Here is a 12,721-nt window from a genome sequence, read left to right as displayed (position 1 = left end):
GGGTATTATACGGGGCATCCAAACCTGCCCTTGCGGCCGGCTTGCCCCGCTCCACGATATTTTTCCGCGCCCTTCCTGTATGGCAGCTCTTCCCCACGACCCGCGCCTGGACCAGCTCAAGGCCTGGGTGTCCGGCCTTGGCCCGGCATGGTCCGCCGATCCCGACTCCTGCGTGCCCGCATCGGCCGATGCCAGCTTCCGGCGCTATTTCCGCGTGCGCACCGGCAACCCGGCGCACCCGACCGCCATCGTCATGGACGCGCCGCCGGCGCACGAGGACTGCCGCCCCTTCATCCACGTCTGCCAGCTGTTCGGCGCGGCCGGCGTGACCGTGCCGACCGTGCTGGCGCAGGACCTGGCGCAGGGTTTCCTGCTGCTCGCGGACCTGGGCAGCCAGACTTACCTGTCACGGCTGGACGACTCCACCGCCCATGGCATGTATGCCGACGCCGCCGCGGCGCTGGTCCGCATCCAGGCCGCCACCCGCCCCGGCGAACTGCCCGCCTACGACCGCGCGCTGCTGCAGCGCGAGCTCGACCTGTTCCCGCAGTGGTACGTGGCCAAACACCTTGGCGCCACACTTGGCGACGCCCAGCAGGCCGACCTGCGTGAAGTAATGGATACGCTGCTTGCCAACAACCTGGCGCAGCCGCAGGTCTACGTGCACCGCGACTACCACTCGCGCAACCTGATGGTGCTGGACGGCGGCGCCAATCCTGGCGTGCTGGATTTCCAGGACGCGGTGATCGGCCCGATCACCTATGACGCGGTCTCGCTGTGGCGCGACGCCTATATCGAATGGGATGAGGAACAGCAGCTCGACTGGCTGATCCGCTACTGGGAGCGCGCGCGCAAGGCCGGCCTGCCGGTCAATGCCGATTTTGGCGAGTTCTACCGCGATTTCGAATGGATGGGCCTGCAGCGCCACCTGAAGGTGCTGGGCATCTTCGCCCGCCTGTACCACCGCGACGGCAAGGACGGCTACCTCGCCAACCTGCCGCTGGTGCTGAAGTACACCCGCAACGTTGCCGGCCGCTATACCGAGCTGCGCAAGCTGATCCGCCTGCTGGATGCGCTGGAAGGCGCGGCCAGCCCGGCCGGCTATACCTTCTGACGACGTGCCTGACGCCAACGACCCGGCCCGGCCGCACGCCGCCCACGCCAGCGCCGCCATTACCGCCCTCGGCGAATGGCTGGCCGGCGCGCGCGCGCTCGCGCCGATGCTGCTTGGCGTGGTGCCGTTTGGCCTGATCTACGGCGTGCTGGCCGTCGGCGCCGGCATGCCGGCGTGGCTGGCCTGTGCCATGAGCGCGATCGTATTCGGCGGCGCCTCGCAGATGATCCTGACCCAGTTGTGGACCGCCGGCACGCCCGCGGTGGTGATCACGCTGACGGTGGCCATGGTCAACCTGCGCCACGCCCTGTATTCCGCGACGATCGCGCCCACGCTGGCCCACCTGCCGCGCCGCTGGAAGGCGCTGATCGCCTACCTGCTGACCGACGAGGCCTTCGCCGCGATGACGCACCGGCTGGGCGATACCGGCCCGCGCGCGCAATACCGCCACTGGTACTACTTCGGCGGCGGCTTCGCGCTGTGGGCCAGCTGGCAGGTGTCGACGCTGGCCGGCGTGCTGGTCGGCGCCCAGGTGCCGCGCGACTGGCCGCTCGATTTCTTCCTGCCGCTGACGTTCATCGGCATCATCGTGCCCGGTCTCAAGCACCGCTCGCACGTGGCCGCTGCGGTGGCCGCCAGCATACTGGCGGTGGCCTGCTACGGCCTGCCGCACAAGCTCGGGCTGATGGTGGCGGCGCTGGGCGGCATCGCCGCCGGCATGCTGGTACTGGGCCGCGGCAACCGCCCCGGCGCGCGCCGGGCCGGCGCGGCGGATCGGGCCGGCTCGGTCGGCAAGGAGGCCGCATGAATGCGCTGACCTTGCTATGGGTCTTCCTGGCCGCCGGCCTGGCGACCTTCCTGATCCGCCTGTCATTCATTGCCGTGGAAGGCCGCGTGCGGCTGCCGGCGTGGTTCCGGACCGCGCTGCAGTTCGTCCCGGCCGCCATGCTGTCCGCGCTGATCGCCCCCGACCTGCTGATGCAGGGCGGCGAGCTCGCGCTCACCCCTACCAATGCGCGGCTGGTGGCCGGCGTGGTCGCCATCCTGATCGCCGCGCGTACCCGCAGCGTCGGCTGGACCATCGCCGGCGGCATGGCCGCGCTGCTTGCCCTGGAGGCCCTGTTCTGATGAAGGTCATGATCTTCGCCGCCGGCCGCGGCGACCGAATGCGCCCGCTGACCGATACCTGCCCCAAGCCGCTGCTGGCCGTGGGCGGCAAGCCGCTGATCGTCTGGAAGATCGAAGCGCTGGCGCGCGCCGGCCTGCGCGACATCGTCATCAACCATGCGTGGCTGGGCGAGCAGATCGAAGCCGCGCTCGGCGACGGCAGCCGCTTCGGCGTGCGCATCGCGTACTCGCCCGAAACCGAGGCGCTGGAAACCGCCGGCGGCATCGCCAAGGCCCTGCCGCTGCTGTCGCACGACCCGGCCCGCGGCGAGATCTTCCTGGCCGTGTCGGGCGACATCTTCTGCGACTACGACTTCCGCAAGCTCCTGCCCCGCGCCGTCGCGATAGCCGGCGCCGCCGAGCCGCGCATGCACCTGGTCATGGTGCCCAACCCCGCGTTCCATCCGCGTGGCGACTTCGGAATGGACGCGCAAGGGCGGCTATCGCTGGAGGAGCACCCGATCCACGGCGAGCGCCTCACCTTCGGCAATATCGGCCTGTACGATACGCGCCTGTTCGCCGGCATCGCGACTGGCACGCGGGTCGCCATGACACCCTTCTACCGCGCCGCGATCGCCGCCGGCACCGCCAGCGGAGAACGTTTCGACGGGCGCTGGGAAAACGTTGGGACGCCGGCGCAGCTGGCAGAGCTGGACGCCAGTATTGCGCCTGTGCCGGTCGCCTCCGTGGGGCGTTGAATCAGGGGTATGGAAGCGCGCCATGGCAGTGGCGCGACGCGCCTTTTGCAGCACCGCCGCTGCAACGCGCCCGGCGGCGTTAGAATCGGCCTGATCCTCCTCTTCCCCAGGCCACACCATGTCCGCACCCGACAACGCCCTCCTCGCCGCCTGCCGCGAACGCCGCGCCCGTGTGCTGCAGCACCTGCGCGCCGGCGGCGGTGGCGTGGCGATCCTGCCTACGGCGCCGGAAGCGATGCGCAACCGCGACAGCGACTATCCGTACCGCCACGACAGCTATTTCTATTACCTGACCGGCTTCACCGAGCCCGAGGCCGTGCTGGTGCTGGTGGCCGGCGCGCCGGGCGACCCGGCCGATGCCGACCGCAGCATCCTGTTCTGCCGCCCCAAGCACGAGGAGCGCGAGATCTGGGACGGCTTCCGCTACGGCCCCGAAGGGGCGCGCGCCGCGTTCGGCTTCGACGAGGCGCATTCGTTCGAAGAGATCGATGCGACGCTACCGCCGCTGCTGGCCAATCGCGCGCAGGTCGCTTACCCGCTGGCCGAGTCGACCCGCACCGACGTGCAGATGCGCCGCTGGCTCGACGCCGTGCGCATGCAGGGCCGTGCCGGGGTGTCGGCGCCGTCGGTAGCGATCGATATCCGCACGCTGCTTGACGAGATGCGGCTGTTCAAGGACGCGGGCGAGCTGGCCATCATGCGCCGCGCGGGCGAAATCTCCGCCGGCGCCCATGTGCGCGCGATGCACGCCACGCGCCCGGGCCTGCGCGAATACCACCTCGAAGCCGAGCTGCTCTATGAATTCCGCCGCCACGGCGCGCAGAGCGTGGCCTACAACTCGATCGTCGCCGCCGGCCCCAACGCCTGCGTGCTGCACTACCGCGCCGGCCCGGCCGAACTGAAGGATGGCGACCTGTGCCTGATCGACGCCGGCTGCGAGCTCGACGGCTACGCTTCGGACATCACCCGTACCTTCCCGGTGTCGGGGCGCTTTTCGCCCGCGCAGCGCGAGCTGTATGACCTGGTGGTGGCGGCGCAGGAAGCTGCGATCGCCGAAACCCGCGCCGGCGTGCCCTACAACGTGCCGCACGATGCCGCCGTGCGCGTGCTGGCGCAAGGCATGCTCGATACCGGCCTGCTCGACCGCAACAAGGAAGGCACGCTCGACGACGTGCTGGCCAGCGGCAGCTACCGCCGCTTCTACATGCACCGCACCGGGCACTGGCTCGGCATGGACGTGCACGACGTGGGCGAATACCGCGTCGCCAGCCACACCGGCGAAGGCGAGCGCCCGTGGCGGCCGCTGCAGCCGGGCATGGTGCTGACCATCGAGCCCGGCATCTACGTGCGACCGGCGCAGGACGTGCCGGAGCGCTACTGGCATATCGGCATCCGCATCGAGGATGACGCCGTGGTGACCGATCGCGACTGCGAGCTGATCACCCGCGGCGTGCCGGTGCATGCCGACGAGATCGAGGCGCTGATGCGCGATGCCGGAGGCCGGCGATGATCGGTTGGCTGCGCAGACTCTTTCCCGGCCAGGGCAGCACCCAGGCTGCGGCCGCAAAACCGCGCAACCCGTCGGAACCGTTCATCATCAACCTGTTCGACGACCGCGTCGTGGTGCACCGCCCCGATGGGCAGCGCGAGGAAATCGCATGGGATACGCTGGAACGCGTCGTGGTGCGCGTCTCCAACCGCGAACCCTGGGCGGGCGCTGCCTGGCTGATCCTGGTCGGCGCGCCCGACAGCGGCCAGGGCTGTGTGGTCCCGGCCGATGCCGCCAACTATGCCGCGCTGCTCGAGCAATTGCGCGCGCTGCCCGGCTTCAGCCAGCAGAAGCTCGACAATGCGCTGCGCGACGCTGCGGCCGGCAAGTCGCGCACTGACGCGATCTGCTGGAAGCGCGGGGCCGGCGAGACTGGCATCGGCGGCAGCGATGGCACCGGCGGCAATGCAGGAGGCAGTGACGATGCCGGCCGCGCCAGCTGATATCCAGGACATCGCCATCGTCGGCGGCGGCCCGGTGGGACTGGCGCTGGCCTGCCAGCTGCTGCGCACCACCGACTGGCGCATCGCGCTGATCGATGCGGCCACGCCGGCGCGCGCCGCGCGCGACCCGCGCGCGATCGCGCTGTCGCACGGCAGCCGCCAGCTGCTCGAGCAGATCGGCGCGTGGCCCGTGCCCGGCAGCCCGATCGAGCATATCCACGTGTCGCAGCGCGGCCGCTTCGGCCATGTCCGGCTGCACCATGACGACTACGGCGTGCCGGCATTGGGCTATGTGGTCCGCTATGGCGAGCTGTGCGATGTGCTCGAACGCGCCCTCGCGCGCGCCGCGCAGGCTTGCCCCGCCGACCGGCTGCAGCGCGTATTCGAGACCCGCATCGACCAGATCGAGCAGGCGCCATCCGCCGGCACTGGCGACGATCCCGACGGCGGCACGGTGCGGCTGACTGGCACCGCCCATGACGGGCAGGTCGCGCGCTTTACCGCCAGGGTGGCGATACAGGCCGAGGGCGGCCTGTTTCACGAGCAGGCCCGGCACCAGGGCCGCGGCGCGCGCACGCGCGACTACGGGCAGACCGCCGTGATCGCCCATGTGGCCTGCTCGCGGCCGCAGCCGGGCTGGGCCTGGGAGCGCTTTACCGACGAAGGCCCGCTGGCGCTGCTGCCCCACGACGAACATGGCGTTGCCGGCTACGCGCTGGTGTGGTGCTGCCCGCCCGAACAGGCCGCGCGACGGCTGGCGCTGCCCGACGCGGAGTTCGCGCTGGAGCTTGGCCATGCCTTCGGCGACCGCATGGGCTACTTCACGCTGGCGGGCAAGCGCCATGCCTTCCCGCTGGGGCTGAACGCCGCGCCGGTCACGGTCAGCGGCCGCGTCGCTGCGGTCGGCAATGCGGCGCAGACGCTGCACCCGGTGGCGGGCCAGGGCCTCAACCTGGGCCTGCGCGACGCCTTCGCGCTGGCCGATTCGCTGCGTGCCGCCTGCACGCCGCAGGCGCTGCAGGCCTTTGCCAGCCGGCATCGGCTCGACCGCGCGGTCACCATCGGCGTCACCGACCTGCTGCCGCGCCTGTTCGGCGTGCCCTACCCGCTTGCCGCGCATGCCCGCGGGGCGTCGCTGGCGGCACTGGCCTGCCTGCCGCCGCTGCGGCACGCGCTGGCGCGCCACATGATGTTCGGCATGCGCCGCTGAAAACTGGCATCGGGGATCTGTGGCGCGTGCGCCACGCGCCACAGATCCCGCTACAGATTGCGCCATCGATGCTCAATTCTTGGGCAGTCACTCCCGTTTGGCGGTAGAATCTCGGCCTCGCACATGTCCCGATCCATCGCCGGCAGCAGTTTCGGCAGGGGCATGTTTTTCCGTTTCGTCTCTGTTTCGCCCGATCGCCACAAGTGCTCCCGAGCCAGAGCAGGCCATCCCGATCCCGTCGGCGGCGCGCGCGCCGCCAGGGCGGCAGGGCCCCCAGCAGAACCCGCGCTATCGTCGCTCTATCGTGCAGATCGGACCTCACCAACTCCGCAACAACCTGTTTGTCGCCCCCATGGCGGGCGTGACGGACCGGCCGTTCCGCCAGCTGTGCAAGCAGCTCGGCGCCGGCTATGCGGTGTCGGAAATGGTGGCGTCCAACGCACAGCTGTGGAAAAGCGAAAAGACCATGCGCCGCGCCAACCACGCCGGCGAGGTCGAGCCCATCTCCGTGCAGATCGCCGGTGCCGAGCCGTCGATGATGGCCGAGGCGGCGCGCTACAACGTCGACCGGGGCGCGCAGATCATCGATATCAACATGGGCTGCCCGGCCAAGAAGGTGTGCAACGTGGCCGCCGGCTCTGCGCTCCTGCAGAACGAGCCGCTGGTGGTGCGCATCGTCGAGGCGGTGGTCGCCGCCGTCGGCGAGCGCGTGCCGGTCACGCTGAAGATCCGCACCGGGTGGAACCGCGAGAACCGCAATGCGCTGCGCATCGCGCGCATGGTCGAGGACGCGGGCATCAGCATGCTCACCATCCACGGGCGCACCCGCGCCGACCTGTACCACGGCGACGCCGAGTACGAGACCATTGCCGCGGTCAAGGCAGCGATCTCGATTCCGGTGGTCGCCAACGGCGACATCACCACGCCGCAGAAGGCAAAGCAGGTGCTGGCGCTGACCGGCGCGGACGCGATCATGATCGGCCGCGCGGCGCAGGGCCGGCCGTGGCTGTTCCGTGAAATCGAGCACTTCCTGAAGACCGGCGAAATGCTGCCGTCGCCGGAGGTGGCCGAGATCCGCGCGATCATGAACGCGCACCTGGAAGACCACTACGCCTTCTACGGCGAGTTCACCGGCGTGCGCACCGCGCGCAAGCATATTGCCTGGTACACGCGCGGCCTGCGCGGCGCGAACCTGTTCCGGCACCGGATGAACACGCTGGAATCCACCACCGAGCAACTGGCGGCGGTCAACGCCTTCTTCGACGAGCAGGCGCAGTACTCGGACCGGCTGGTGTACGTGGACGACGAGCAGGGCAAACAAGATAAAGACGAAGCGAACAACAACAATAACGGGGAGTTGCTTGCCGCATGAGCCGCAACGCTATCGACCAGTGCATCCGGGATAGCCTGGACACGTATTTTCGCGACCTGGACGGTGAAGAGCCGTCCAATATGTACAACATGGTGCTCGAGGCCGTCGAACGGCCGCTGCTGGAAGCCGTGATGGTGCGCGCCGAGCGCAACCAGTCGCTGGCGGCCGCCTATCTGGGCATCAATCGCAACACGCTGCGCAAGAAGCTGCAGCAGCACGGTTTACTTTGAATTTGAAGCGTTTCCCACAGCCATGATCAAGCAAGCCCTTCTTTCCGTATCCGACAAGACCGGCATCGTCGAATTCGCGCGCGAACTGAACGCGCTCGGCGTGACGCTGCTTTCCACCGGCGGCACCGCCAAGCTGCTGGCCGACAGCGGCCTGCCCGTGACGGAGGTGGCCGACTACACCGGCTTCCCGGAAATGCTCGACGGCCGCGTCAAGACGCTGCACCCGAAGGTCCACGGCGGCATCCTGGCGCGCCGCGACCTGCCCGAGCACATGGCCGCGCTGGCCGAGCACAACATCCCCACGATCGACCTGCTGGTGGTGAACCTGTACCCGTTCCAGCAGACCGTGGCCAAGGATGACTGCACGCTGCCGGACGCGATCGAGAACATCGACATCGGCGGCCCGACCATGCTGCGCTCGGCGGCCAAGAACCACCGCGACGTGACCGTGATCGTCGATCCGGCCGACTACGCCGTGGTGCTCGACGAAATGCGTGCCAACGGCAATGCGGTTGGCTATGACACCAACTTCCGCCTGGCGACCAAGGTGTTCGCGCACACGGCGCAGTACGACGGTGCCATCACCAACTACCTGACCAGCCTGGGTGCCGACAAGTCGCACCAGGCCCGCAGCGCCTACCCGCAGACGCTGAACCTGGCGTTCGACAAGGTCCAGGAAATGCGCTACGGCGAGAACCCGCATCAATCGGCGGCGTTCTACCGGGACCTGAAGGCGGTGGATGGCGCGCTGGCCAACTACGTGCAGCTGCAGGGCAAGGAGCTGTCGTACAACAACATCGCCGACGCCGATGCGGCGTGGGAATGCGTGAAGTCGTTCGATGCGGCCAATGGGGCTGCCTGCGTCATCATCAAGCACGCCAATCCGTGCGGCGTGGCGCTGGGTGCCAACGCGCTGGAAGCGTATGAGAAGGCGTTCAAGACCGATTCGACCTCGGCCTTCGGCGGCATCATCGCTTTCAACGTGGAGCTGGACGAAGCCGCTGCGCAGGCGGTGGCCAAGCAGTTCGTCGAAGTGCTGATCGCGCCGTCGTTCAGCGCCGCCGCGCGCGCAGTGTTCGCGGCCAAGCAGAACGTGCGGCTGCTGGAGATTCCGCTGGGCAAGGGCATCAACCAGTTCGACTTCAAGCGTGTTGGCGGCGGCCTGCTGGTACAGAGCCCGGATGCCAAGAATGTGCAGCCTTCGGAGTTGCGCGTGGTGACGCGCCGTCATCCGACGCCGAAGGAAATGGATGACCTGATGTTTGCGTGGCGGGTGGCGAAGTTCGTCAAGTCCAATGCCATCGTGTTCTGTGGTGGTGGCATGACGCTGGGTGTTGGTGCCGGGCAGATGAGCCGTGTGGATTCGGCTCGGATTGCCAGCATCAAGGCGCAGAATGCCGGGCTGACGCTGGCTGGTTCCGCGGTGGCGTCGGATGCGTTTTTCCCGTTCCGTGATGGGTTGGATGTTGTTGTGGATGCGGGTGCTACCTGCGTGATTCAGCCGGGTGGGTCGGTGCGGGATGATGAGGTGATTGCTGCGGCGGATGAGCGGGGGATTGCGATGGTGCTGACTGGGACGCGGCATTTCAGGCATTAAGCGGTTTTGTTTTGTTTGACGGCTGGAGCTTGTCGCTGTTGGTGACAGGCTGTCGGCCGTTGAAGCTGCTTTGTCGCTGTTGATGACATGCTGTCGGCCGTTGAACCGCCTGGTTCCGCCCTCCTGGGCGGGTCACTTTTTGTCCGAGCGACAAAAAGTAACCAAAAAACGCGTCGCCTGAGCGGCTGGCTATCAATTCATCGGCGTGGGTGGTTCGGGTGGTGGTGATTTCCGTTCGATGGGGGCTGGTGGTTCGAACCTGCTACGCCAGGTGAGTCTGGGATAGTGGCTGCGTCACCCCACTATTGAACGATCCCCATGCCGGGCGTAGGCCGCCTGCTGCCGGCGTCGACGCAGGAACGCCTTCGGCTGCGCTGCGCGCCGGCAGTATCCGGGATTTAGGGCTCGGGCACGGAGTGCGTCGCTGCGTTCGCACAGCGCCGTCGTGAATGACGCCGGGCCCGAAGCCCGGACCAGAACGTGGGCGGCAGCCCTGCCCTGAGGGCCGGCGCGCAGCGCAGCCATAGGCGTACCTACCATGCCGCCTGCAGCAGGGGCCACCCACAGCTCTGGGCTCGTTCAATCACCGCGTCGATCCCGAGCCACCGTGGCGCACCACGGCGTCAGCCAGTCCTGCTCTGCAACGAAGCAAAGCCCCGTACGAAAACCGCCGCATACTACGATAAGAGTGCCCGCCCGCAGGGCCGTAAACGCGCTTTTTGGTTACTTTTTGTCGCTCGGACAAAAAGTGACCCGCCCAGGAGGGCGGAACCAGGCGGTTCAACGGCCGACAGCATGTCACCAACAGCGACCACAGCGCCAAAACCGAACACCAATTCAACCCAATATGCGAATCCTAGGCATCGACCCCGGCCTCCGCACCACCGGCTTTGGCGTGATCGAGAAACAAGGCAACAAGCTTGCCTACATCGCCTCGGGCACGATCAAGAGCAACGGCAACGAGAGCCTGCCGGAACGGCTGAAGACGCTTTACGACGGCATCAGCGAGATCTCCCGCACTTATGCCCCCGACTGCGCCGCGATCGAAAAGGTCTTCGTCAACGTCAACCCGCAATCCACGCTGCTGCTCGGGCAGGCCCGCGGCGCAGCGATCTGCGGGCTGGTCGGCTACGGCCTGCCGGTATTCGAATACACCGCGCTGCAGCTGAAGGTCGCAGTGGTCGGCTACGGCCGCGCCAACAAGGCGCAGGTCCAGGAGATGGTGACCCGCCTGCTGATGCTGCCAGGCCAGCCCGGCAGCGACGCGGCCGATGCGCTGGGCGTGGCCATTTGCCATGCCAACGGCGGCAATACGCTGGGCACACTGGCCGGCATGGCCCCGGAACTGGCGCGCAAAGGCATGCGTGTGCGACGCGGCCGGCTGGTCGGCTGAGCCAGCATCCCGAGTCTCTTACAATCAGGCATTCGTCTTCCCGCAGGAATACTGAATGCCCACCCAGATTGATGTCCTCGTCCGCCCCGTAATGCTTGCCTTGCGGCGCTGGCGGATCCCGGTCACCGCGGCCGCTGCCGGCGCCATGCTGGTCGCCGGCTGTGTCACCGCGCCCCGGCCGAAACCCCATGCGCCGCCGGCGCCGGCCCCGGCAACAGGCACGCCGCAGCAGCCCTCCGCCGCGGAGAAACCGAAGGCGCTGGTCATCGCCCATCGCGGCGCCAGCGCGCTGCGCCCCGAACACACGCTGGCCGCCTACACCAAGGCGATCGAGGACGGCGCCGATGCGATCGAGCCCGACCTCGTCATGACCCGCGACGGCGTACTGGTGGCCCGCCACGAAAACGACATCACCGGCACCACCAATGTCGCCGACGTGGCGCAATTCGCCGACCGCAAGCGCACCAAGGTCATCGACGGCGAGCGCCTGACCGGCTGGTTCACCGAAGACTTCACGCTGGCCGAACTCAAGACGCTGCGCGCGCGCGAGCGCATCCCGCGCCTGCGCCCGGCCAATGCGCGGCTGAACGACCAGTTCGAGATTCCCACCTTCGATGAGATTGTTCGCCTTGCCGAGCAGGCATCGCTTCGCACCGGCAAACCCATCGGCATCTACGCCGAGCTGAAGCATCCGAGCTATTTCCGCGGCATCGGCCTGCCCATGGAAGACAAGCTCGCCGCCGCGGTGCGCGCCCAGCCTTACCTCCGCCAGGCACCGCTGTTCATCCAGTGCTTCGAAGGCGGCAGCTTGCGCGCGCTGCGCCGCACGTTCGGGCATGCGCAGCCCAACGTCAGGCTGGTGCAACTGGTCGGCAACCCGCGCAAGAGTCCCGCCGACTGGAAGCTCGCCGGCGACAACCGCACCTTCGGCGACATGCTGAATACGACTGGCCTGCGGGAGGTGGCGTCCTACGCCGACGGCATCGGCCCGGAGAAAAGCAGCGTCGTGCCGCGCGACGCCCAGGGCGCGCTCGCCGCGCCGACCGCGTTGGTCCGCCAGGCCCATGCCGCCAGCCTGTTCGTCCATCCCTACACGTTCCGCCCGGAGAACAGCTTCCTGCCCAAGGCGCTGCAGACCGGCGGCGACGAGGCCACGCGCAGCCCGTCGGGCATGGTGCGCGAGCTGGAAGCGTTCATCGCGGCCGGCGTCGATGGCTTCTTCACCGACGACCCGGCGCTGGGGCGCCGCGCGGTCGATGCAAATCGCTGAGGCGGCAAGATGGCAGCAATGCGGCCGCGAGGTACACTTGCGGCCGCTTCATCCCCTACCCAACAAGCCCAGACATGATCGGACGCATCGCCGGCACCCTCATCGAGAAGAATCCCCCGCACCTGCTGGTCGACTGCCATGGCGTCGGCTATGAGGTCGACGTACCGATGAGCACCTTCTATAACCTGCCGGCGTCGGGCCAGCCGGTCACGCTGCTGACCCAGCTGATCGTGCGCGAGGACGCGCACCTGCTGTACGGCTTCGGCACGGCGGCCGAGCGCAATACCTTCCGCGAGCTGATCAAGATCAGCGGCATCGGCGCGCGCATGGCGCTGGCGGTACTGTCGGGCATGTCGGTATCCGAGCTGGCGCAGGCGATCACGCTGCAGGAAGCGGGCCGGCTGACGCGCGTGCCGGGCATCGGCAAGAAGACCGCCGAGCGGCTGCTGCTCGAGCTCAAGGGCAAGCTGGGCGCGGAACTGGGGCATGCGCCCGGCGCCGCGGCGGTGCCCGACAGCGCCGTCGATGTGCTCAACGCGCTGCTTGCGCTGGGCTACTCGGAGAAGGAAGCCGCCTCGGCAATCAAGCAGGTGCCGGCTGGCACCGGCGTGTCCGAGGGCATCAAGCTGGCGCTCAAGGCCTTGTCCAAGGGCTGAGGCGTAGAATGGCGGGGTGTTT

At 68.2% G+C, this 12,721-nt stretch carries 13 protein-coding genes; all 13 read left to right on the top strand.

From position 1 onward, the window contains the following. Window positions 1-79 precede the first annotated feature (79 nt). The 13 genes from E0W60_RS13120 (at window position 80) to ruvA (ending at window position 12,699) form a co-directional block, all read left to right on the top strand. Entirely contained in the window at window positions 80-1,114 is a 1,035-nt protein-coding gene (locus E0W60_RS13120; protein WP_135704472.1) for an aminoglycoside phosphotransferase family protein, read from the top strand. A gap of 106 nt (window positions 1,115-1,220) precedes the next feature. After that, window positions 1,221-1,922, top strand: a complete 702-nt coding sequence (locus E0W60_RS13115) for an AzlC family ABC transporter permease (protein ID WP_240745976.1) — start codon at window positions 1,221-1,223, stop codon at window positions 1,920-1,922. Beyond that, a complete protein-coding gene (locus tag E0W60_RS13110; protein WP_133093742.1) occupies window positions 1,919-2,242 on the top strand; it encodes an AzlD domain-containing protein in 324 nt (107 codons plus the stop codon). The genes E0W60_RS13115 and E0W60_RS13110 overlap by 4 nt, the downstream gene beginning before the upstream one ends. Next, window positions 2,242-2,979 carry an N-acetylmuramate alpha-1-phosphate uridylyltransferase MurU gene (gene murU / locus E0W60_RS13105; protein WP_135704470.1) on the top strand — a complete coding sequence of 246 codons (738 nt, stop codon included), beginning with the start codon at window positions 2,242-2,244 and terminating at the stop codon, window positions 2,977-2,979. Before E0W60_RS13110 ends, murU begins: the two co-directional genes overlap by 1 nt. Window positions 2,980-3,097: 118 nt before the next feature. Then, complete coding sequence (locus E0W60_RS13100) at window positions 3,098-4,489, top strand: aminopeptidase P N-terminal domain-containing protein (RefSeq protein WP_135704468.1); 1,392 nt, start codon at window positions 3,098-3,100, stop codon at window positions 4,487-4,489. Next, window positions 4,486-4,971, top strand: a complete 486-nt coding sequence (locus tag E0W60_RS13095; RefSeq protein WP_135704466.1) for a hypothetical protein — start codon at window positions 4,486-4,488, stop codon at window positions 4,969-4,971. Before E0W60_RS13100 ends, E0W60_RS13095 begins: the two co-directional genes overlap by 4 nt. After that, window positions 4,952-6,181, top strand: coding sequence for a UbiH/UbiF/VisC/COQ6 family ubiquinone biosynthesis hydroxylase (locus E0W60_RS13090; protein WP_195430599.1), 1,230 nt, complete (start codon window positions 4,952-4,954; stop codon window positions 6,179-6,181). Before E0W60_RS13095 ends, E0W60_RS13090 begins: the two co-directional genes overlap by 20 nt. A 304-nt stretch (window positions 6,182-6,485) precedes the next feature. Continuing rightward, a complete protein-coding gene (dusB, locus tag E0W60_RS13085; protein ID WP_133093738.1) occupies window positions 6,486-7,553 on the top strand; it encodes a tRNA dihydrouridine synthase DusB in 1,068 nt (355 codons plus the stop codon). Continuing rightward, window positions 7,550-7,783, top strand: coding sequence for a Fis family transcriptional regulator (locus tag E0W60_RS13080; protein ID WP_019447044.1), 234 nt, complete (start codon window positions 7,550-7,552; stop codon window positions 7,781-7,783). The genes dusB and E0W60_RS13080 overlap by 4 nt, the downstream gene beginning before the upstream one ends. 22 nt (window positions 7,784-7,805) lie before the next feature. After that, window positions 7,806-9,380, top strand: a complete 1,575-nt coding sequence (gene purH, locus E0W60_RS13075; RefSeq protein WP_063236800.1) for a bifunctional phosphoribosylaminoimidazolecarboxamide formyltransferase/IMP cyclohydrolase — start codon at window positions 7,806-7,808, stop codon at window positions 9,378-9,380. Between the two features lie 847 nt (window positions 9,381-10,227). Beyond that, window positions 10,228-10,773 carry a crossover junction endodeoxyribonuclease RuvC gene (ruvC, locus tag E0W60_RS13070; RefSeq protein WP_133093737.1) on the top strand — a complete coding sequence of 182 codons (546 nt, stop codon included), beginning with the start codon at window positions 10,228-10,230 and terminating at the stop codon, window positions 10,771-10,773. A 91-nt stretch (window positions 10,774-10,864) separates the two neighbouring features. Then, complete coding sequence (locus E0W60_RS13065) at window positions 10,865-12,043, top strand: glycerophosphodiester phosphodiesterase (protein WP_135706207.1); 1,179 nt, start codon at window positions 10,865-10,867, stop codon at window positions 12,041-12,043. A 74-nt stretch (window positions 12,044-12,117) separates the two neighbouring features. Beyond that, window positions 12,118-12,699, top strand: a complete 582-nt coding sequence (gene ruvA, locus E0W60_RS13060; RefSeq protein WP_133093736.1) for a Holliday junction branch migration protein RuvA — start codon at window positions 12,118-12,120, stop codon at window positions 12,697-12,699. Window positions 12,700-12,721 lie beyond the last annotated feature (22 nt).

It is taken from the genome of Cupriavidus oxalaticus, assembly GCF_004768545.1.
Classification (GTDB): domain Bacteria; phylum Pseudomonadota; class Gammaproteobacteria; order Burkholderiales; family Burkholderiaceae; genus Cupriavidus; species Cupriavidus oxalaticus_A.
The sequence above is the reverse complement of the archived record's forward strand: the minus strand, read 5'-3'. Positions and strand labels throughout refer to the sequence as shown.

Coding starts and splice junctions, on each gene's coding strand:
- E0W60_RS13100 (WP_135704468.1), top strand. CDS start 3,098: ATGTCCGCACCCGACAACGCCCTCCTCGCCGCCTGCCGCGAACGCCGC.
- E0W60_RS13095 (WP_135704466.1), top strand. CDS start 4,486: ATGATCGGTTGGCTGCGCAGACTCTTTCCCGGCCAGGGCAGCACCCAG.
- ruvC (WP_133093737.1), top strand. CDS start 10,228: ATGCGAATCCTAGGCATCGACCCCGGCCTCCGCACCACCGGCTTTGGC.
- E0W60_RS13065 (WP_135706207.1), top strand. CDS start 10,865: ATGCTTGCCTTGCGGCGCTGGCGGATCCCGGTCACCGCGGCCGCTGCC.
- E0W60_RS13115 (WP_240745976.1), top strand. CDS start 1,221: ATGCTGCTTGGCGTGGTGCCGTTTGGCCTGATCTACGGCGTGCTGGCC.
- E0W60_RS13110 (WP_133093742.1), top strand. CDS start 1,919: ATGAATGCGCTGACCTTGCTATGGGTCTTCCTGGCCGCCGGCCTGGCG.
- E0W60_RS13090 (WP_195430599.1), top strand. CDS start 4,952: ATGCCGGCCGCGCCAGCTGATATCCAGGACATCGCCATCGTCGGCGGC.
- purH (WP_063236800.1), top strand. CDS start 7,806: ATGATCAAGCAAGCCCTTCTTTCCGTATCCGACAAGACCGGCATCGTC.
- E0W60_RS13120 (WP_135704472.1), top strand. CDS start 80: ATGGCAGCTCTTCCCCACGACCCGCGCCTGGACCAGCTCAAGGCCTGG.
- E0W60_RS13080 (WP_019447044.1), top strand. CDS start 7,550: ATGAGCCGCAACGCTATCGACCAGTGCATCCGGGATAGCCTGGACACG.
- ruvA (WP_133093736.1), top strand. CDS start 12,118: ATGATCGGACGCATCGCCGGCACCCTCATCGAGAAGAATCCCCCGCAC.
- murU (WP_135704470.1), top strand. CDS start 2,242: ATGAAGGTCATGATCTTCGCCGCCGGCCGCGGCGACCGAATGCGCCCG.